General features: G+C 62.3%; 17 protein-coding genes. 8 read left to right on the top strand and 9 right to left on the bottom strand.

Annotated features, from left to right (window positions below; genetic code table 11):
* The 7 genes from dxr to rpsB all read right to left on the bottom strand — a co-directional run.
* On the bottom strand, positions 1-861 hold an 861-nt coding region (gene dxr / locus F6S12_RS23150; protein ID WP_315869358.1), incomplete at its 3' end, for a 1-deoxy-D-xylulose-5-phosphate reductoisomerase.
* Positions 858-1,664 carry a phosphatidate cytidylyltransferase gene (locus F6S12_RS23145; RefSeq protein ID WP_210482571.1) on the bottom strand — a complete coding sequence of 269 codons (807 nt, stop codon included), beginning with the start codon at positions 1,662-1,664 and terminating at the stop codon, positions 858-860. The genes dxr and F6S12_RS23145, both read right to left, overlap by 4 nt.
* Positions 1,664-2,419 carry a polyprenyl diphosphate synthase gene (gene uppS, locus F6S12_RS23140; RefSeq protein WP_011059528.1) on the bottom strand — a complete coding sequence of 252 codons (756 nt, stop codon included), beginning with the start codon at positions 2,417-2,419 and terminating at the stop codon, positions 1,664-1,666. Before uppS ends, F6S12_RS23145 begins: the two co-directional genes overlap by 1 nt.
* Before the next feature lie 15 nt (positions 2,420-2,434).
* Positions 2,435-2,992, bottom strand: a complete 558-nt coding sequence (gene frr, locus F6S12_RS23135; RefSeq protein ID WP_011059527.1) for a ribosome recycling factor — start codon at positions 2,990-2,992, stop codon at positions 2,435-2,437.
* Positions 2,989-3,732 (bottom strand): UMP kinase, encoded by a 744-nt coding sequence (gene pyrH, locus F6S12_RS23130; RefSeq protein WP_011059526.1) that lies wholly within the window; start codon positions 3,730-3,732, stop codon positions 2,989-2,991. Before pyrH ends, frr begins: the two co-directional genes overlap by 4 nt.
* A 209-nt stretch (positions 3,733-3,941) precedes the next feature.
* Entirely contained in the window at positions 3,942-4,808 is an 867-nt protein-coding gene (tsf, locus tag F6S12_RS23125; RefSeq protein ID WP_123430124.1) for a translation elongation factor Ts, read from the bottom strand.
* A gap of 203 nt (positions 4,809-5,011) precedes the next feature.
* Entirely contained in the window at positions 5,012-5,749 is a 738-nt protein-coding gene (rpsB, locus tag F6S12_RS23120) for a 30S ribosomal protein S2 (RefSeq protein ID WP_011059524.1), read from the bottom strand.
* Between the two features lie 407 nt (positions 5,750-6,156).
* Between rpsB and map the strand changes: the two genes are divergently transcribed.
* The 3 genes from map to dapC are packed head-to-tail and all read left to right on the top strand — an operon-like array spanning position 6,157 to position 10,928.
* A complete protein-coding gene (gene map, locus F6S12_RS23115) occupies positions 6,157-6,939 on the top strand; it encodes a type I methionyl aminopeptidase (RefSeq protein WP_011059523.1) in 783 nt (260 codons plus the stop codon).
* 48 nt (positions 6,940-6,987) lie between these two features.
* Positions 6,988-9,690 (top strand): [protein-PII] uridylyltransferase, encoded by a 2,703-nt coding sequence (locus F6S12_RS23110; RefSeq protein ID WP_011059522.1) that lies wholly within the window; start codon positions 6,988-6,990, stop codon positions 9,688-9,690.
* Between the two features lie 38 nt (positions 9,691-9,728).
* Complete coding sequence (gene dapC / locus F6S12_RS23105) at positions 9,729-10,928, top strand: succinyldiaminopimelate transaminase (protein WP_123473868.1); 1,200 nt, start codon at positions 9,729-9,731, stop codon at positions 10,926-10,928.
* A 55-nt stretch (positions 10,929-10,983) separates the two neighbouring features.
* Here dapC and F6S12_RS23100 read toward each other — a convergent pair whose 3' ends face one another.
* Positions 10,984-12,630 carry a Na+/H+ antiporter gene (locus F6S12_RS23100; RefSeq protein ID WP_015634329.1) on the bottom strand — a complete coding sequence of 549 codons (1,647 nt, stop codon included), beginning with the start codon at positions 12,628-12,630 and terminating at the stop codon, positions 10,984-10,986.
* 237 nt (positions 12,631-12,867) lie between these two features.
* On the opposite strand from F6S12_RS23100, the gene F6S12_RS23095 reads away from it, so the two are divergent.
* The 4 genes from F6S12_RS23095 to F6S12_RS23080 all read left to right on the top strand — a co-directional run bounded on the left by F6S12_RS23095 (position 12,868) and on the right by F6S12_RS23080 (position 15,987).
* Complete coding sequence (locus tag F6S12_RS23095; protein WP_011059519.1) at positions 12,868-13,230, top strand: ArsC family reductase; 363 nt, start codon at positions 12,868-12,870, stop codon at positions 13,228-13,230.
* A gap of 33 nt (positions 13,231-13,263) precedes the next feature.
* Positions 13,264-14,298, top strand: a complete 1,035-nt coding sequence (dapD, locus tag F6S12_RS23090; RefSeq protein ID WP_011059518.1) for a 2,3,4,5-tetrahydropyridine-2,6-dicarboxylate N-succinyltransferase — start codon at positions 13,264-13,266, stop codon at positions 14,296-14,298.
* A 76-nt stretch (positions 14,299-14,374) separates the two neighbouring features.
* A complete protein-coding gene (locus F6S12_RS23085) occupies positions 14,375-15,580 on the top strand; it encodes an aminotransferase class V-fold PLP-dependent enzyme (RefSeq protein ID WP_152685982.1) in 1,206 nt (401 codons plus the stop codon).
* Positions 15,577-15,987 carry a SufE family protein gene (locus F6S12_RS23080; protein WP_041116200.1) on the top strand — a complete coding sequence of 137 codons (411 nt, stop codon included), beginning with the start codon at positions 15,577-15,579 and terminating at the stop codon, positions 15,985-15,987. Before F6S12_RS23085 ends, F6S12_RS23080 begins: the two co-directional genes overlap by 4 nt.
* Before the next feature lie 82 nt (positions 15,988-16,069).
* Here F6S12_RS23080 and tcdA read toward each other — a convergent pair whose 3' ends face one another.
* Positions 16,070-16,885, bottom strand: coding sequence for a tRNA cyclic N6-threonylcarbamoyladenosine(37) synthase TcdA (tcdA, locus tag F6S12_RS23075; protein WP_015634325.1), 816 nt, complete (start codon positions 16,883-16,885; stop codon positions 16,070-16,072).
* Between the two features lie 217 nt (positions 16,886-17,102).
* Here tcdA and F6S12_RS23070 point away from each other — a divergent pair, with 217 nt between their 5' ends.
* Positions 17,103-19,694 carry a glycosyltransferase gene (locus tag F6S12_RS23070; RefSeq protein WP_011059514.1) on the top strand — a complete coding sequence of 864 codons (2,592 nt, stop codon included), beginning with the start codon at positions 17,103-17,105 and terminating at the stop codon, positions 19,692-19,694.
* Positions 19,695-19,800 lie beyond the last annotated feature (106 nt).

The following is a 19,800-nucleotide window of genomic DNA, read 5'->3' as shown; positions in this document are numbered from 1 at the left end:
GCGCTCCGGCCAGGCCAGGGCATTGGCGATCGGGGTGCGCATATCCGGATTACCCAACTGCGCCAGGACCGAGCCGTCGACGTAATCCACCAGCGAGTGGATCACGCTTTGCGGGTGCACCACCACTTCGACCTGGGAAGGCCTGGCATCAAATAGCCAGCAGGCCTCGATCAGTTCCAGCCCCTTGTTCATCATGCTTGCCGAGTCCACGGAGATCTTGCGCCCCATGGACCAGTTCGGATGGGCACAGGCCTGTTCGGGGGAAACATGCTCAAGCTCTTCCAGAGGCGTCTGACGGAAAGGACCGCCCGAAGCCGTCAGAAGAATACGTCGCACACCGACCCGACTCAGCCCGCGGGAAAAATCCGCGGGCATGCATTGAAAGATCGCATTGTGTTCACTGTCGATAGGCAACAGCACGGAACCACTCTTGCCCACTGCCTCCATGAACAGCGCGCCAGACATCACCAGCGCTTCCTTGTTGGCCAACAGGATCTTCTTGCCAGCCTCAACCGCCGCCAGAGTCGGGCGCAACCCCGCCGCACCGACAATCGCTGCCATAACGGCATCGACTTCCGGAGCCGAGGCCACCTCGCACAACCCCTGCTCCCCCACCAGCACCTGGGTAGCCAGGCCGGCGGCGCGCAAATCTTGCTGAAGGCGGCTGGCGGCCGCGGCCTCGGGCACCACCGCAAAACGGGGCTCATGCTTTACGCACAACGCCAGCAACTCGGCCAGACGCGTGAAGCCCGTCAGGGCAAACACTTGATAACGATCCGGATGACGGGCAATCACATCCAGGGTGCTCAGACCGATAGAGCCGGTAGCCCCCAGAACCGTGATCTGCTGTACAGCAGTCACAGCGCAGCCATCCACAACAGCACGGCAAACACCGGAATGGCCGCGGTCAGGCTGTCGATGCGGTCCAGCACCCCACCATGACCGGGCAACAGGTTACTACTGTCCTTGATACCCGACTGGCGCTTGAACATGCTCTCGGTCAGGTCGCCGACCACCGAAATGAATACAACGATCGCTGCACCCAGCAGCGCCAGAATCATCTGCCCCAGGGTCCAGTCACGCACCAGCCCCACCACCGCGGTGATCACCAGGCTCAACGCCAGGCCGCCGTACACGCCCTCCCAGCTCTTGCCCGGGCTGACCTGGGGCGCCAGCTTGCGCTTGCCGAAGGCCTTGCCGGAGAAGTAGGCACCGATATCCGCGCCCCACACCAGCACCATCACCGCCATGATCAACCAGTTGCCCAGTGGCAGCTGCTTGATGAACACCAGCCCTTGCCAGGCCGGCAGCAGGATCAGCAGGCCGATCAACAACTTGGGCGCGGCACCGGACCATTGCTCGCTGGAACGCGGATAGGTCAGCACCAGGTAGGTCGCCAGCGCCCACCACAGCACCGCAGCACCCAGCACCCAGGGCGCAACGCCCGGAACCAGATGCATCAGGAACAACAGCGCCGCCACCACCACGGCGAAGGCCACCCGAGCCGGCTGCGCCTCGAAGCCCGCCAGACGCGCCCACTCCCAGGCACCGAGGCTTACCACCAGACCGATGAACAGGGCGAACCCCGAGCCTTCGAGCAGGAAGAACCCGCACAAGGCGATCGGCAGCAGGATCAGCGCAGTAATGATTCGTTGTTTAAGCATTAAACCCGGGCTCCAGCCTCGACCTGCTCGCTCGTCTTACCGAAGCGTCGCTGGCGAGATGCGTAATCGGCCAATGCGTTACGCATGGCTTCGTGTTTGAAGTCCGGCCAGAACAGGTCGGAGAAATACAGCTCGGCATAGGCCAGCTGCCACAACAGGAAATTGCTGATGCGATGCTCGCCACCGGTCCGGATGCACAGGTCCGGCAGCGGCAGGTCGCCGGTCGCCAGGCAGGTCTGCAGCAGGCCCGGAGTGATGTCCTCGGGCCGCAGATGCCCGGCCTGGACCTCGCGCGCCAGGCGCTGGGCGGCCTGAGCGATATCCCACTGGCCGCCATAATTGGCGGCGATCTGCAGGATGAAACGATCACTACCCGCGGTAATGGCCTCCGCTTCGCGCATCGCCGCCTGCAACTCGGGATGGAAGCGTGAACGATCGCCAATGATCCGCAGGCTGATGTTGTTCTCGTTGAGGCGCTTGGCTTCACGACGCAGGGCCTTGAAGAACAGATCCATCAAGGCACTGACTTCGTCAGCCGGGCGCTGCCAGTTTTCACTGGAAAAGGCAAACAGGGTCAGCACCTCGACCTTGGCCTCAGCGCACACTTCGATCACTGCACGTACCGCATCGACACCCGCCTTATGCCCGGCGACACCCGGCATAAAGCGTTTTTTTGCCCAGCGGTTATTACCGTCCATGATGATCGCCACATGGCGCGGCACCGAGGACAACACGGACTGCTTGGTCTTTTCCATGAAAACGCCTGACCCTTATACGGCCATCAAGTCCTTTTCTTTTTCCTCAGTCGCTTTGGCAATCTGAGCTTCAAAGTCCTTGATCAGCTTATCGATTTCGGCGCTGCCACGGCGCTCTTCGTCTTCGCTGATTTCCTTGTCCTTGGTCAGCTTCTTCAACTCACCCAGGGCATCGCGGCGAATGTTGCGCACTGCAACCCGTGCATCCTCGGCGGCAGCACGCGCCTGCTTGGTGAAGCCCTTGCGGGTTTCCTCGGTCAGCGGTGCCATCTTGATCAGCAGCAGCTCACCCAGGTTGGTCGGATTGAGGTTAAGACCGGCACTGCCGATGGCCTTGTCGATGGCTCCGAGCATATTGCGCTCGAACGGCACTACCTGCAGGGTCTGGGAGTCCTTCACGGTAACGTTGGCAACGCCACTCAACGGTGTGTCGGTACCGTAGTAAGGCACCATCACACTTCCCAGGATGCTGGGGTGAGCCTTGCCGGTGCGAATCTGGCCGAATGCATGGGCCAGGGACTCCAGGGATTTCTTCATGCGCTCTTGAGCGTCTTTCTTGATTTCGTTGATCATTGCTCGCCTTCCTCGATCAGGGTTCCTTCAGCGCCACCATGCACGATATTCAGCAGGGCGCCGGGCTTGTTCATGTTAAATACCCGCAGCGGCATCTTGTGGTCGCGGCACAGGCAGATTGCCGTCAGGTCCATCACTCCCAGCTTGCGATCCAGCACTTCATCGTAAGTCAGATGATCGAACTTCTCGGCATGCGGGTCCTTGAACGGGTCTGCAGTGTAAACACCATCGACCTTGGTTGCCTTGAGCACCACGTCGGCATCGATCTCGATAGCGCGCAGGCAGGCTGCGGAGTCGGTGGTGAAGAACGGGTTGCCGGTACCGGCCGCGAAGATCACCACCTCTTTGGAGTTCAGGTGGCGCATCGCCTTGCGACGGTCATAGTGATCGGTCACGCCGACCATGGAAATAGCCGACATCACGATGGCCGAGATATTCGCACGTTCCAGTGCATCACGCATGGCCAGGGCGTTCATCACAGTGGCCAGCATGCCCATGTGGTCGCCCGTGACCCGATCCATCCCGGCCGCGCTCAATGCAGCGCCGCGGAACAGGTTGCCACCACCGATCACCAAGCCTACCTGGACGCCGATACCAACCAGCTGGCCGACTTCCAGCGCCATGCGATCCAGCACCTTGGGATCGATCCCGAACTCTTCCGAGCCCATCAGGGCCTCGCCGCTAAGCTTGAGTAGAATGCGTTTATAGCGAGCTTGATAACCACTGCCCTGCTGAGCCATTGCGAATCTCTCCTGCGGCGTATTTAAAAAATTCTTTGCGGGCTGTTTACAGCCTGCGTTCACTCTAGCTTGACGCTGTCACAGCGCCATCAGAACACGACTTTGTAAGGCGGTTCCGAGGATAAACAACTAAATTACCCTGCCCATTTGAAAAGAGGCTGCGCGCGTGAGCGGGCAGCCTCTTCTGGGCGACAGTTGAAAAAACCGTCTTACTGTTGCTTGGCAGCAGCCAGTTGTGCAGCAACTTCTTCGGCGAAGTTGTCTTCTTTCTTCTCGATGCCTTCACCTACCGCGAAACGGGTGAAGGAAACGATTTCAGCGCCGCCTTTCTTGGCCAGAGCACCTACGGTGACTTCTGGGTCCTTGACGAAAGCTTGCTCAACCAGGCTGGCTTCGGCCAGGAACTTGCTGATACGGCCAGCGATCATTTTTTCAACGATTTCGGCTGGCTTGCCTTTCATCTTGTCTTCGTTCAGCTGCAGGAACACAGCCTTTTCACGCTCGATCGCTTCAGCCGAAACTTGCGATGGCAGCAGGAACTCAGGGTTGCTGGCCGCTACGTGCATGGCGATGTCTTTGGCCAGTTCAACGGAACCGCCTTTCAGAACAACCGCAACACCGATCTTGTTGCCGTGCAGGTAGGTGCCGACCACGTCGCCTTCAACGCGAGCCAGACGACGGATGTTGACGTTCTCGCCAGTCTTGCCAACCAGGATCAGGCGCGCAGCTTCTTGAGCTTCGATCAGCGGAGCGGCGTCAGTCAGCTTGTCAGCGAAAGCCTTTTCCACGCTAGCGGCAACGAATGCCTTGAAATCGTCCTGCAGAGCCAGGAAGTCGGTCTGCGAGTTGACTTCCAGCAGGACAGCGGCTTTACCGTCGTCCTTGATGGCGATAGCGCCTTCAGCAGCAACGTTGCCTGCTTTCTTGGCAGCCTTGATGGCGCCGGAAGCACGCATGTCATCAATGGCTTTTTCGATGTCGCCGCCGGCCTTGGTCAAGGCCTTTTTGCAGTCCATCATGCCTTCGCCGGTACGCTCGCGCAGTTCTTTGACCAACGCTGCAGTAATCTCTGCCATTTTCAAAATCCTCTTGGATAGGTTTTCAACCATTCCACCCGATCGAACGGGCGCTCAATTCTTGGGCATTGCCCCGAAACCACTTCATAACAGCCCCGCATTACAGAAACTGTCGGGGCGCGACGACGAAATGATTTTCGAGTTGGCAAAAAGGGGGCCAAGCCCCCTTTTTGCGTGCTGAGTCAACGCTACGCGTCAGTTACTCAGGCTTCAGCCGCCGGTGCTGCAGCTTCTTCGAACACTTCGGTGCCGCCAGCAACGTTGTTGCGACCACGGATCACAGCGTCAGCCATCGAACCCATGTACAGCTGGATGGCGCGAATGGCGTCATCGTTGCCTGGGATGATGTAGTCAACGCCTTCCGGGCTGCTGTTGGTATCGACAACGCCGATGACCGGGATGCCCAGCTTGTTGGCTTCGGTGATCGCGATGCGCTCGTGGTCAACGTCGATCACGAACAGTGCGTCAGGCAGGCCGCCCATGTCCTTGATACCACCCAGGGAACGATCCAGCTTTTCCAGATCGCGAGTGCGCATCAGCGCCTCTTTCTTGGTCAGCTTGGCGAAGGTGCCGTCTTCTGCTTGCACTTCAAGGTCACGCAGACGCTTGATGGAAGCACGGATGGTTTTGTAGTTGGTCAGCATGCCGCCCAACCAGCGGTGATCGACGTACGGCGAACCGCAACGTGCTGCTTCTTCAGCAACGATCTTGCCAGCGGAACGCTTGGTGCCGACGAACAGAATCTTGTTTTTGCCCTGGGCCAGACGCTCTACGAAAGTCAGAGCTTCGTTGAACATTGGCAGGGTTTTTTCAAGGTTGATGATGTGGATCTTGTTGCGCGCGCCGAAAATGTACTTGCCCATTTTCGGATTCCAGTAACGGGTTTGGTGACCGAAGTGCACACCGGCCTTCAGCATATCGCGCATGTTGACTTGGGACATGATAGTTCCTTAATAAGTCGGGTTAGGCCTCCACGTATCCCAATGACCAACCAACAGCTTGTGCTGAGGGCACCCAGGTCATCGTGTCGACACGTGTGTGGGTTTGAGCTTTTCGGGGCATCCCCGGAAAGCGGCGCATTTTATACCACAGCAAGGGCAAAAACGGAACCCGGATTCACACTCGGCGATCCGCAGGCATTTTGCCCGCCTCTTGGAATCGGTCCAGAATGCACCATTGTATGGAGAGAAGCGCCAGCAGAACCTCAGATTTGCGCTGAGCCTCTGTTAGAATCGCACCTTTGCGGCTTTTGAAAACCTTGCTGGCCCATCGTAGGCCAAGCCTTGCGCATGCGGGTTTTCGAGCCATTTCCGTGTTTATCGCGCCCCTGGGCGTCAAGAGAGCCTGTATGACCGTCACCCTCAAAACTCCCGAGGACATCGCCAAAATGCGTGTCGCCGGCAAACTGGCCGCCGACGTGCTGGAAATGATTGCCGAGCATGTCAAACCCGGTGTCACCACCGAAGAACTGGACCGCATCTGCCATGACTACATCGTCAATGTGCAAGGTGCGATCCCTGCCCCGCTGAACTACAAGGGCTTCCCCAAATCCATCTGCACCTCGATCAACCACGTGGTGTGCCACGGCATTCCCAACGAGAAGCCGCTGAAGGATGGCGACACCCTGAACATCGATGTGACCGTCATCAAGGACGGCTACCACGGCGACACCAGCCGCATGTTCCACGTCGGCACCGTGCCGGTCTGGGCCGAGCGCCTGTCGCAGATCACCCAGGAATGCATGTACAAGGCCATTGAACTGGTGAAACCGGGCTGCCGCCTGGGCGACATCGGCGAAGTGATCCAGAAGCACGCGGAAAAGAACGGTTTCTCGGTGGTTCGCGAGTTCTGCGGCCACGGCATCGGCAAGGTGTTCCACGAAGAGCCGCAGATCCTGCACTACGGCCGTGCCGGTACCGGCATGGAACTCAAGGCCGGCATGACCTTCACCATCGAGCCGATGATCAACCAGGGCAAGGCCGACACCAAGGTCCTGGGCGACGGCTGGACCGCCATCACCAAGGACCGCAAGCTCTCCGCGCAGTGGGAACACACCCTGCTGGTGACCGAGACCGGCTACGAGATCTTCACCCTGCGCAGCGATGACACCATCGCCCGGGTGTCTGCCTGATCCACAACGCTGCGTCCCGACCTTATAGATAGAAAGGAAAGCCAATCGATGCCGCAGGTGGACCCCGAACTCTTCGACCGCGGCCAGTTCCAGGCGGAACTGGCGCTGAAGGCCAGCCCTATCGCCGCCTTCAAGAAGGCCATCCGCCAGGCACGGGAAGTGCTCGATACGCGCTTTCGCAGTGGGCGGGAGATCCGCCGGCTGATCGAAGACCGCGCCTGGTTCATCGATAACATCCTGCAAAAGGCCTGGGACCAGTTCAGCTGGAGCGAAGACGCCGACATCGCCCTGGTGGCGGTCGGCGGCTACGGTCGCGGCGAGCTGCACCCCTATTCCGACATCGACCTGCTGATCCTCCTGGACAGCGCCGACCACGAAATTTTCCGCGACTCCATCGAACGCTTTCTTACCCTGCTTTGGGACATTGGCCTGGAAGTCGGGCAAAGCGTGCGCTCGGTGGACGAATGCGCCGAACAGGCGCGGGCCGACCTGACGGTGATCACCAACCTGATGGAAAGCCGCACCATTGCCGGCCCCGAGCACCTGCGCCAGCGCATGCTGCAAGTGACCAGCACCGAGCACATGTGGCCGAGCAAGGATTTCTTCCTGGCCAAGCGGGCCGAGCAGAAGGCCCGCCATCACAAGTACAACGACACCGAATACAACCTGGAGCCCAACGTCAAAGGCTCGCCGGGTGGGTTGCGGGACATCCAGACCATCCTCTGGGTCGCGCGCCGCCAGTACGGCACCCTGAACCTGCGGGCCCTGGCCGGCGAAGGCTTCCTGGTGGAAAGCGAAAACGCGCTCCTGGCCTCGTCCCAGGAGTTCCTGTGGAAGGTCCGCTACGCGCTGCACATGCTCGCGGGGCGCGCCGAGGACCGCCTGCTGCTCGACCACCAGCGCTCCATCGCCACCCTGCTGGGCTTCGAGGGCGAAGATGCGAAACAGAGCATCGAAAGCTTCATGCAGCAGTACTACCGGGTGGTGATGAGCATCGCCCAGTTGAGCGACCTGATCATCCAGCACTTCGAGGAGGTGATCCTCGCCCCCGAGGACGAGGCACCGCCACAGCCGATCAATGCGCGCTTCCAACTGCACGACGGCTACATCGAGGCGATCAACGACAACGTATTCAAGCGCACGCCGTTCGCCATGCTGGAGATCTTCGTGCTGATGGCCCAGCACCCGGAAATCAAGGGCGTGCGCGCCGACACCATCCGCCTGCTGCGCGAACACCGGCACCTGATCGATGACGACTTCCGCCACGATATCCGCAACACCAGCCTGTTCATCGAGCTGTTCAAGTGCGAAATCGGCATCCACCGCAACCTGCGGCGGATGAACCGCTACGGCATTCTCGGACGCTACCTGCCGGAGTTCGGCTTCATCGTCGGGCAGATGCAGCACGACCTGTTCCACATCTATACCGTGGACGCCCACACGCTGAACCTGATCAAGCACCTGCGCAAAATGCAGTACACGCCGATCTCCGAGAAATTCCCGCTGGCCAGCAAGCTCATGGGCAAGCTGCCCAAGCCCGAGCTGATCTACCTGGCCGGTTTGTACCACGACATCGGCAAGGGCCGTCATGGCGACCACTCGGAAATCGGCGCCGTGGATGCCGAAGCCTTCTGCGTGCGCCACCAGTTGCCGCAGTGGGATACCCGGCTGATCGTCTGGCTGGTGCAGAACCACCTGGTGATGTCCACCACGGCTCAGCGCAAGGACTTGTCCGACCCGCAGGTGATTCACGATTTCGCACAGATCGTGGTCGACCAGACCCGCCTCGACTACCTCTACGTACTGACCGTCGCCGATATCTACGCCACCAACCCGACGCTCTGGAACTCCTGGCGCGCCAGCCTGTTGCGCCAGCTCTACACCGAGACCAAGCGAGCCCTGCGCCGCGGCCTGGAAAACCCGGTGGACCGCGAAGAGCAGATCCGCCAGACCCAGAGCGCCGCCCTGGACATCCTGGTGCGCAACGGCACCGACCCGGACGAAGTGGAACAACTCTGGTCCCAACTGGGGGACGACTACTTCCTGCGCCACACCGCCGGCGACGTGGCCTGGCACAGCGACGCGATCCTCCAGCAGCCGGCCGATGGCGGGCCACTGGTGCTGATCAAGGAAATCACCCAGCGCGAGTTCGAGGGCGGCACCCAGATCTTCATCTACGCCCCGGACCAGCACGACTTCTTCGCGGTGACCGTGGCCGCCATGGACCAGCTCAACCTGAACATCCATGACGCGCGCATCATCACCTCCAGCAGCCAGTTCACCCTCGACACCTACATCGTCCTGGACAACGACGGCGAATCCATCGGCAACAACCCGCAGCGAGTCGAGCAGATCCGCAAGGGCCTGACCGACGCCCTGCGCAACCCCGATGACTACCCGACCATCATCCAGCGCCGGGTGCCGCGCCAGCTCAAGCATTTTGCCTTCGCCCCCGAGGTGACTATCCACAACGACGCCCAACGCCCGGTGACCGTGCTGGAACTCAGCGCCCCGGATCGCCCGGGTTTGCTGGCGCGGATCGGCAAGATCTTCCTGGAGTTCGACCTGTCGCTGCAGAACGCCAAGATCGCCACCCTGGGCGAGCGCGTGGAAGACGTGTTCTTCATCACCGATGCGCACAACCAGCCCCTGTCCGACCCCCAGCTGTGCAGCCGCTTGCAGGATGCGATCGTCGAGCAGTTGAGCGTCAGCCACGAACCGACTATCGAAATGACCCGCCTGAGCATCTGACGGGTCCGAACCACCGCTTTGAGTGAGATACCGCCTCCATGAACAACGCTCTGAACCAGTTGCAGCCCTACCCGTTCGAAAAGCTGCGCGCCTTGCTCGGCACCGTGACGCCCAACCCGGACAAGCGCGCCATCGCCCTGTCCATCGGCGAACCCAAGCACCGCTCGCCAAGCTTTGTCGCCGAAGCCCTGGCCAGCAACCTCGATCAGATGGCGGTCTACCCCACCACCCTGGGCATCCCGGCGCTACGCGAAGCCATCGCCGGCTGGTGCGAACGGCGCTTTGGCGTGCCCGCGCTCTGGCTCGACCCGGCGCGCAATGTACTGCCGGTCAACGGCACCCGCGAAGCGCTGTTCGCCTTCACCCAGACCGTGGTCAACCGCGGCGAAGATGCCCTGGTGGTCAGCCCCAACCCCTTCTATCAGATCTACGAAGGCGCGGCCTTCCTCGCCGGGGCCAAGCCGCACTACCTGCCGTGCCTCGACGAAAACGGCTTCAACCCGGACTTCGACGCCGTGCCGGCGGAGATCTGGCAGCGCTGCCAGATCCTCTTCCTGTGCTCGCCGGGCAACCCCACCGGCGCGCTGATCCCGCTGGACACCCTGAAGAAGCTGATCGCACTGGCCGACGAGCACGACTTCGTGATCGCCGCCGACGAGTGCTACAGCGAGCTGTACTTCGACGAACAGACACCGCCGCCGGGCCTGCTCAGCGCCTGCGTCGAACTGGGCCGCAAGGACTTCAAGCGCTGCGTGGTGTTCCACAGCCTGTCCAAGCGCTCCAACCTGCCGGGCCTGCGCTCGGGCTTCGTCGCCGGTGATGCCGAGATTCTCAAGGGCTTCCTGCTGTACCGCACCTACCACGGCTGCGCCATGCCGGTGCAGACCCAACTGGCCAGCGTCGCCGCCTGGAACGACGAAGTGCACGTGCGCGCCAACCGCGCCTTGTACCGGGAGAAATTCGACGCGGTGCTGGCGATCCTTGCGCCCGTGATGGATGTGCAGCGCCCGGACGGCAGCTTCTACCTGTGGCCGAACGTGGCCGGGGATGACGCAGCCTTCTGCCGCGACCTGTTCGAACAGGAGCATGTGACCGTGGTTCCGGGCTCCTACCTGTCGCGGGATGTGGACGGCACCAACCCGGGCGCCGGCCGGGTACGCATGGCGCTGGTAGCGCCGCTGGCGGAATGCGTGGAAGCCGCGGAACGGATTCGCGATTTCGTGCTGCGTCGCGCTTGAGGTCTTTAGCCGGCAAGCCGGCTCCCACAGCAGGAGCCGACTGCCGGCGAACGCCTCACTTCACCTGCCCCAGATTGGCCTCGCTCATATCCAGGTCTGCCAGTACTTCGCGTAGCACATCGTCGCCAATCTGATGCTGGCGGCTCAGCCGATACAGCTCCAGCCGTTGCGCTCGCAGGGCCTTGATCCGCAGGCGCCGCTCCAGCAAGTCCATCTGGAACGCCAGGGCCTGGGCCTCGGCGGAATCGTTGTAGACCTCCAACTGATGCCGGTACTCGGCCATCAAGCGCCCCTTGAGTTCGGTAGCCAGGGCCGCCTGGGCAGCATCCGGGGTTTCACCGGTGTCAGCCACCTCTTCGGCCTCCAGGGCATGGATCGCCGCTTCGGCAGTCTTGCGCCAGGCATCCCGCACTTCCCCACGGCGCTTGTCGTCAGGGCTCTTCACAATGCCGCGCAGCAGCAGCGGTAGGGCAATGCAGGCCGCCACCAGGGACAGCAGGATCACCCCGGCAGCGATGAAGATCAGCAGGTCGCGCTCCGGAAAGGCTTCACCGGCACCGAGAAACAACGGTACCGACATCACACCGGCCAGGGTTACCGCCCCGCGCACTCCACCCACGGTCAGCAACCAGCAGGAACGGGCGGTCGGCACCAGGGTCAATTCGCCCTTGCCGCGCCAGCGCCGCAGCAGGCCGGACAGGCGCCAGATGCTCTGCACCCAGATGAAACGCAACACCAGCAGCACCAGGAAAATCGCCACCACATCCAGGCAACGGTAGAACAGGGTCGGCCACAGCGAGGTCTCGTGACTGACCACGGCCTTGATGATGTCCGGCAGCTGCAACCCCAGGAGCAGGAAGATCAGGCCGTTGAAGGCGAACTCCAGCAGTGACCAGACGCTGCGATTGAGCAGCCGGGTGCTGGTCTGGCGCGGCAGCAGGTCGAGCCAGCTCTGCATCATCCCCGCCGCCACCGCCGAGAGAATGCCCGAGGCTCCCAGGCGCTCGGCCAGCACATAGGCGGCGAACGGCAAAAGCAGCATGAACACCACGTGGGTCGCCGGGTCATCCCAGCCTCGGGCGATCATCCAGGCCCGCAGGCGCCCCACCAGCCAGCTCAGTGCCACGCCGACCGCCAGGCCGCCCACCGCCACCAGGACGAAGGTCAGGCTGGCGTTGGCCAGGGAGAACACCCCGGTCACCGCCGCTGCCAGGGCGAACTTGAAGGTCACCAGGCCCGAGGCGTCATTCATCAGCGCCTCCCCCTGGAGCATGTGCATCAGGGGCGTGGGCAAGCGGTTCTGGGAAATCGCCGATACCGCCACGGCGTCGGTGGGCGAAAGCACGGCGGCCAGGGCAAAGGCCACCGGCAACGGAATGCTCGGCAGCAGCCAATGGATGAAGTAGCCGGCGCCCACCACGGTGAACAGCACCAGCCCTACTGCCAGGGTCAGGATCGGCCCGCGCAGGCGCCAGAATTCGCGCTTGGGCATGCGCCAGCCATCGGAAAACAACAGCGGCGGCAAGAACAGGAAGAGAAACAGCTCCGGGTCCAGGGCCACGTGCAACCCCAGGGTCGGCCAGGCCAGCAAGGCGCCGGCGGCAATCTGCACCAGGGGCAGCGGCAGTGGAATCACCCGTCCGACAAGACGCGAGAGGCTCACCAGCATCAGCAGGATGAGGACGGTATAGGCGGTTTGCATAAAGCGGGCTTCCCGATCTGAAACTTCAAAGCAGACACACAACGGCGGCAGGAATTCACCGCAGAAGTGCCATATTAGCCGCTTAAGCTGCGTTTACGCCGCTGCACAAAAGTCGCAACGGCGCCCGGGCGCGGAAACACAATGCGACAAAGCCCCGCAGCAGCCGACGCCGAATCGGCGCGGTCGTGGCATAATCCGTGACCTTTCATCTCCAGCATCTCCAAAGGGGGCAATTCCTTGACCGCTTCAAGCAAAACGTTGCACCTTTTCGGCATCAAAGCCTGTGACACCATGAAAAAGGCGCGCACCTGGCTCGATGAACACGCTGTCAGCTATGACTTCCATGATTACAAAACCTCCGGCATTGACCGTGAGCACCTGAATCAGTGGTGCGACGAGCACGGCTGGCAGGTGGTGTTGAACCGCGCGGGCACGACCTTTCGCAAACTCGATGACGAAAGCAAAGCCGATCTCGACCAGGCGAAAGCCGTTGAACTGATGCTCGCGCAACCTTCGATGATCAAGCGCCCGGTGCTCGATCTCGGAGACAAGACCCTGATTGGCTTCAAGCCAGACCTTTACGCAGCGGCGCTCAAGTAAGCCTGCTCAATCAATTTCGCAAGAGGTAACTGCATGTCCACTACCCTGTTCAGCCTGGCATTCGGTGTCGGCACCCAGAACCGTCAAGGCGCTTGGCTGGAAGTGTTTTACGCATCGCCCCTGCTCCAGCCTGCGGCTGAAATCGTCGCTGCCGTAGCGCCGATCCTCGGCTACAGCGAAGGCAACCAGGCCATCACGTTCACCACCGCCCAGGCCGCGCAAATGGCCGACGCACTGAAAAGCATCGACGCCACCCAGGCAGCCCTGCTGACCCGCCTGGCCGAAAGCCACAAGCCGCTGGTAGCGACCCTGCTGGCCGAAGATGCCCAGCTGACCTCCACTCCAGAGGCCTACCTGAAGCTGCACCTGCTGTCCCACCGCCTGGTCAAGCCGCACGGCCTGAGCCTGGCCGGCGTGTTCCCGCTGCTGCCGAACGTGGCCTGGACCAGCCAGGGTGCCATCGACCTCGGCGAGCTGGCCGAGCGTCAACTGGAAGCCCGCCTGCGCGGCGAGCTGCTGGAAGTGTTCTCGGTGGACAAATTCCCGAAAATGACCGACTACGTGGTGCCGAGCGGCGTGCGTATCGCTGACAGTGCGCGGATCCGCCTGGGCGCCTACATCGGCGAAGGCACCACCGTGATGCACGAAGGTTTCGTCAACTTCAACGCCGGCACCGAAGGCCCGGGCATGATCGAAGGCCGGGTTTCCGCAGGCGTGTTCGTCGGCAAGGGTTCGGACCTGGGCGGCGGTTGCTCCACCATGGGCACCCTGTCGGGTGGCGGCAACATCGTGATCAAGGTCGGCGAAGGCTGCCTGATCGGCGCCAACGCCGGTATCGGCATCCCGCTGGGCGACCGCAATACCGTGGAGTCGGGCCTGTACGTGACCGCCGGCACCAAGGTGGCGCTGCTGGACGAGAACAACCAGCTGGTCAAAGTGCTCAAGGCCCGGGAACTGGCCGGCCAGCCGGACCTGCTGTTCCGTCGCAACTCGGAAACCGGCGCAGTGGAGTGCAAGACCCACAAGTCGGCCATCGAGCTGAACGAAGCGCTGCACGCTCACAACTAAGCAGCGATTCGGTTTCACTGGAACCGGCCAGGCGCTTATCATCGGCGCCCGGCCTGTTCAAACGAGTTCTGCCACCATGCTTGTAGCCTCCCCCTGGCGCGCCGACTTCCCGGCCATCGCCGCCCTGCATCGCCAGGACCAGACGTACCTGGACAACGCCGCCACCACGCAAAAACCCCAAGCCCTGCTGAACGCGCTGGCGCACTACTACGCCAATGGCGCGGCCAATGTGCATCGTGCGCAACACCTGCCCGGCGCCCACGCCACCCAAGCGTTCGAAGACAGCCGCAGCAAGGTCGGCCAATGGCTGAATGCCGGTGACAGTGGGCAAATCGTCTTCACCCACGGCGCGACCTCCGCGCTGAATCTTCTGGCCTACGGCCTGGAGCACCAATTTTCCCCGGGCGATGAAATCGTCATCAGCGCCCTGGAGCACCACGCCAACCTGCTGCCCTGGCAGCAACTGGCCCAACGTCGCGGTCTCAAGCTGATGGTCCTGCCCCTGGACCCGGACGGCCTGATCGACGTCGACGCGGCAAGCCGCTTGATCGGCCCGCGCACCCGTTTGCTGGCGGTGAGCCAGCTGTCCAACGTGCTTGGAGCCTGGCAACCCTTGACCCCACTGCTGGCCATGGCCAGGGCCCAGGGCGCACTGACGGTGATCGACGGCGCCCAGGGCGTGGTCCATGGCCGCCACGATGTGCAGGCCCTGGGCTGCGACTTCTATGTGTTCTCCAGCCACAAGCTGTACGGCCCGGATGGGGTCGGCGTGCTGTTTGGCCGTCATGCAGCACTCAAGGGCCTGCGCCACTGGCAGTTCGGTGGTGAAATGGTCCAGGAGGCCGATTACCAGCACGCCAGCTTCCGCCCCGCCCCCTTGGGCTTCGAGGCCGGTACGCCGCCGATTGCCGGGGTCATCGGCCTGGGTGCCACCCTGGATTATCTCGCCGGCCTGGATCAGCAAGCACTGGCCGACCATGAAGCAGCGCTGCACGCCTACCTGCTGCACGGCTTGCAGGCGCGCAATGGCATCCGCCTGCTGGGCTCGCCGCAAGTGGCCCTGGTCAGTTTTGTCGTAGATGGGGTGCACAACGCCGACCTGGCGCACCTGCTGACCGAACAAGGCATTGCCGTACGCGCCGGGCACCACTGCGCCATGCCGCTGATGAAGAGCCTGGGGTTGGCCGGAGCGATTCGCGTGTCATTGGCGCTGTACAACGATTCCGAGGACCTGGAGCGTTTCTTCGAAGCGCTGGATCAGGCCTTGGAGCTGCTGCGATGAGCCTGCCGGCGGATGCCGTCGCCGCCCTGGAGATTTTCCAGGGGGCTGCCGGCTGGGAACAGCGGGCGCGCCTGCTGATGCAATGGGGCGAGCGCCTGCCGTCCCTGAGCGAGGCCGACCGGGTCGAGGCCAACCGGGTGCACGGCTGTGAAAGCCAGGTCTGGCTGGTGGCGGCCCTGGAAAACGGTCATTGGCAGTTTGCCGCAGCCAGCGACGCGCGGCTGATTCGCGGGCTGGTGGCCCTGCTCCTGGCACGGGTCAATGGCCTGACGGCAGAGCAGTTGCGGGAAGTGGACCTGGCCGACTGGTTCAACCAGTTGGGCCTGTCGCGCCAACTCTCGCCTTCACGCAGCAATGGCCTGAACGCCGTCTTGCAACGCATGAGCGAACTGGCCAGCGCCCCCTAACTCCGTAGGAGCCTGCTTGCTGGCCAACAGGCCCATAAGCCTTGCACCCTCCTCGCGGCCCTCTTCTCTGGCAAGCCAGCTCCTACGGGGCGGCGGGTTTGCTGCGTTCCGACGGGCGGCGCACGCCGGCGACAATCTTGTCCACCGCCTTGGTCGCCGCCACCATGCCGAAGGTCGCGGTCACCATCATCACCGCGCCAAAGCCGCCGGCACAGTCGAGCTTGACGCCATCGCCGACAAAACTCTTCTGCAGGCAGATGCTGCCGTCCGGCTTCGGATAACGCAGCTGTTCGGTGGAAAACACGCAAGGCACGCTGTAGTGCCGGGTTACGGTGCGCGAGAAACCGTAGTCGCGGCGCAGGGTGGAACGCACCTTGGAGGCCAACGGGTCATTGAAGGTACGGTTCAGGTCGCAGACCTGGATCAGCGTCGGGTCGATCTGCCCCCCCGCGCCGCCGGTGGTGATGATCTGGATCTTGCGTCGCTTGCACCAGGCAATCAGCGCCGCCTTGGCATTGACGCTGTCGATGCAGTCGATCACGCAATCGATGTCTGGGGTGATGTACTCGGCCATGGTCTCGCGGGTGACGAAGTCCGGCACCGCGTGCACCTTGCAGTCCGGATTGATGCCGCGCAGGCGTTCGGCCATGACCTCGACCTTGGGCTTGCCCACAGTGCTGTCCAGCGCGTGCAACTGGCGGTTGCTGTTGCTGACGCAGACGTCATCGAGGTCGAACAGCGAGATCTCGCCCACCCCGCAACGGGCGATGGCTTCCGCCGCCCAGGAACCGACCCCGCCGACGCCGACGATCGCCACATGGGCCGCCCGCAGCCGCTCCAGGCCTTCAATGCCATACAAACGGGCGACGCCGGCAAACCGTGGATCTTCTGTACTCATGACCATCACCTAAAAAACCGGCGCGCATTATAGGGCCTCAACGCGACAAGTTTTAACCTTGAAGCTACAAGTAAAGAACTTAAACCCGAATACAGTGCCCAAGGTCTGGCTTTCCTCTGTGCGCTGTACGCTCAGTTGAGGGCCGGTGTAGGATGCCCGCCGTTTGGCGCCTGCCAACCCTTCCCTCGTTCCACACCTTTTGGAACCCGAAATAGCTATGTCATCGCGTAAATTTGGACTCAACCTGGTGATAGTGCTGGCCATTGCCGCGCTGTTCACCGGTTTCTGGGCGCTGATCAATCGCCCGGTCTCGGCCCCCGACTGGCCGGAACAGATCTCCGGTTTTTCCTACTCGCCTTTCCAGCAGGGCCAGTTCCCGCAGAAGGACCAGTACCCGTCCGACGATGAAATGCGTCGCGACCTGGAGATCATGAGCAAGCTGACCGACAACATCCGTACCTATTCGGTGGACGGCAGCCTGGAAGACATCCCGAGGCTCGCGGAAGAGTTCGGCCTGCGCGTGACCCTGGGGATCTGGATCAGCCCGGACCTGGAGCGCAACGAGCGGGAAATCATGCGTGCCATCGAACTGGCCAATACCTCCCGCAGCGTCGTGCGGGTGGTGGTGGGTAACGAGGCGATCTTCCGCAAGGAAATCACCGCCGACCAACTGTCGGTGATTCTCGACCGGGTGCGTGCCGCGGTAAAAGTTCCGGTCACCACCTCGGAGCAATGGCACGTCTGGGAGGAAAACCCGGGGCTGGCCAAGCACGTCGACCTGATCGCCGCGCACATCCTGCCCTACTGGGAGTTCATCCCGGTGGACAAGGCCGAGCAGTTCGTCCTCGACCGCGCCCGGGACCTGAAGAAGATGTTCCCAAAAAAACCGCTGCTGCTGTCCGAGGTCGGCTGGCCGAGCAACGGCCGCATGCGTGGTGGCGCCGACGCCAGCCCGGCGGACCAGGCGATCTACCTGCGTACCCTGGTCAACAAGCTCAACCGCCAGGGCTACAACTACTTTGTCATCGAAGCCTTCGACCAGCCGTGGAAGGCCAGCGACGAAGGTTCGGTGGGCGCCTACTGGGGCGTGTTCAACGCCGCGCGCCAGCAGAAATTCAACTTCGAAGGCCCGGTGGTGGCCATCCCGCAATGGCGGGTGCTGGCCATCGGCTCGGTGGTGCTGGCGCTGCTGTCGCTGACCCTGCTGATGATCGACGGCTCGGCCCTGCGCCAGCGCGGCCGGACCTTCCTGACCTTTATCGCGTTTCTCTGCGGTTCGGTGCTGGTGTGGATCGGCTACGACTACAGCCAGCAATACAGCACCTGGTTCAGCCTGACGGTGGGCTTCCTCCTGGCCCTCGGCGCGCTGGGGGTGTTCATCGTACTGCTGACCGAGGCCCATGAACTGGCCGAAGCGGTGTGGATCCACAAGCGCCGGCGCGAATTCCTGCCGGTGGAGGGGGACTCCAGCTACCGGCCGAAAGTCTCGATCCACGTACCCTGCTACAACGAGCCGCCGGAGATGGTCAAACAGACCCTCAATGCCCTGGCCAACCTCGATTACCCGGACTTCGAAGTCCTGATCATCGACAACAACACCAAGGACCCGGCGGTCTGGGAACCGGTGCAGGCCTATTGCGAGACCCTCGGCCCGCGCTTCAAGTTCTTCCACGTCGCGCCCCTGGCCGGCTTCAAGGGCGGTGCGCTGAACTATCTGTTGCCGCACACCGCCAAGGACGCCGAAGTGATCGCGGTGATCGACTCCGACTACTGCGTCGACCGCAACTGGCTCAAGCACATGGTGCCGCACTTCGCCGATCCGAAGATCGCCATCGTGCAGTCGCCCCAGGACTATCGCGACCAGAACGAAAGCACCTTCAAGAAGCTCTGCTACGCGGAATACAAAGGCTTCTTCCATATCGGCATGGTCACCCGCAACGACCGTGACGCGATCATCCAGCACGGCACCATGACCATGACCCGGCGCACAGTGCTCGAAGAGCTGGGCTGGGCCGACTGGTGCATCTGCGAAGACGCCGAGCTGGGCCTGCGGGTGTTCGAGAAAGGCCTGTCGGCGGCGTACCACCACGAAAGCTACGGCAAGGGCCTGATGCCCGACACCTTCATCGACTTCAAGAAGCAGCGTTTCCGCTGGGCCTATGGCGCGATCCAGATCATCAAGCGCCACACCGCCAGCCTGCTGCGCGGCAAGAACACCGAGCTGACCCGTGGCCAGCGCTACCACTTCCTCGCGGGTTGGCTGCCGTGGGTAGCGGACGGCATGAACATCTTCTTCACCGTCGGCGCCCTGCTGTGGTCGGCGGCGATGATCATCGTGCCGCAACGGGTCGACCCGCCGCTGCTGATCTTCGCCATCCCGCCGCTGGCGCTGTTCGTGTTCAAGGTGGGCAAGATCATCTTCCTCTACCGCCGTGCAGTGGGGGTCAACCTCAAGGACGCGTTCTGCGCGGCCCTGGCGGGCCTGGCCTTGTCCCACACCATCGCCAAGGCGGTGCTGTACGGTTTCTTCACCAGCAGCATTCCGTTCTTCCGCACCCCGAAGAACGCCGACAACCACGGCTTCTGGGTGGCGATCTCGGAAGCCCGGGAAGAGCTGTTCATCATGCTGCTGTTGTGGGGCGCGGCGCTGGGGATCTTCCTGGTGCAGGGCCTGCCGAGCAACGACATGCGCTTCTGGGTGACCATGCTCCTGGTGCAGTCTTTGCCTTACGTGGCAGCGCTGGTCATGGCCTTCCTTTCGTCGCTGCCAAAACCGGCGGAGGAAAGCCAGCCGGCTCCAGCAGCCTAAATCGATCCAAAGCACTAAACGGCGGCCTCTGGCCGCCGTTTTGCTTTAAGATATCCGCCATTTTGCGCGCCTCGCCCAACCCTGTAGGAGCTGGCTTGCCAGCGAA

Source organism: Pseudomonas sp. JV245A, assembly GCF_032424515.1.
In the GTDB taxonomy this organism is placed as follows: Bacteria; Pseudomonadota; Gammaproteobacteria; order Pseudomonadales; family Pseudomonadaceae; genus Aquipseudomonas; species Aquipseudomonas protegens.
This window is presented reverse-complemented; position numbering and strand designations above follow the sequence as displayed.

Excerpts from the sequence above, each read along its gene's own strand:
- F6S12_RS23145 (WP_210482571.1), bottom strand. The coding sequence starts at position 1,664 with ATGCTTAAACAACGAATCATTACTGCGCTGATCCTGCTGCCGATCGCC.
- uppS (WP_011059528.1), bottom strand. The coding sequence starts at position 2,419 with ATGGAAAAGACCAAGCAGTCCGTGTTGTCCTCGGTGCCGCGCCATGTG.
- frr (WP_011059527.1), bottom strand. The coding sequence starts at position 2,992 with ATGATCAACGAAATCAAGAAAGACGCTCAAGAGCGCATGAAGAAATCC.
- pyrH (WP_011059526.1), bottom strand. The coding sequence starts at position 3,732 with ATGGCTCAGCAGGGCAGTGGTTATCAAGCTCGCTATAAACGCATTCTA.
- tsf (WP_123430124.1), bottom strand. The coding sequence starts at position 4,808 with ATGGCAGAGATTACTGCAGCGTTGGTCAAAGAACTGCGCGAGCGTACC.
- rpsB (WP_011059524.1), bottom strand. The coding sequence starts at position 5,749 with ATGTCCCAAGTCAACATGCGCGATATGCTGAAGGCCGGTGTGCACTTC.
- map (WP_011059523.1), top strand. The coding sequence starts at position 6,157 with ATGACCGTCACCCTCAAAACTCCCGAGGACATCGCCAAAATGCGTGTC.
- F6S12_RS23110 (WP_011059522.1), top strand. The coding sequence starts at position 6,988 with ATGCCGCAGGTGGACCCCGAACTCTTCGACCGCGGCCAGTTCCAGGCG.
- dapC (WP_123473868.1), top strand. The coding sequence starts at position 9,729 with ATGAACAACGCTCTGAACCAGTTGCAGCCCTACCCGTTCGAAAAGCTG.
- F6S12_RS23100 (WP_015634329.1), bottom strand. The coding sequence starts at position 12,630 with ATGCAAACCGCCTATACCGTCCTCATCCTGCTGATGCTGGTGAGCCTC.
- dapD (WP_011059518.1), top strand. The coding sequence starts at position 13,264 with ATGTCCACTACCCTGTTCAGCCTGGCATTCGGTGTCGGCACCCAGAAC.
- F6S12_RS23085 (WP_152685982.1), top strand. The coding sequence starts at position 14,375 with ATGCTTGTAGCCTCCCCCTGGCGCGCCGACTTCCCGGCCATCGCCGCC.
- F6S12_RS23080 (WP_041116200.1), top strand. The coding sequence starts at position 15,577 with ATGAGCCTGCCGGCGGATGCCGTCGCCGCCCTGGAGATTTTCCAGGGG.
- tcdA (WP_015634325.1), bottom strand. The coding sequence starts at position 16,885 with ATGAGTACAGAAGATCCACGGTTTGCCGGCGTCGCCCGTTTGTATGGC.
- F6S12_RS23070 (WP_011059514.1), top strand. The coding sequence starts at position 17,103 with ATGTCATCGCGTAAATTTGGACTCAACCTGGTGATAGTGCTGGCCATT.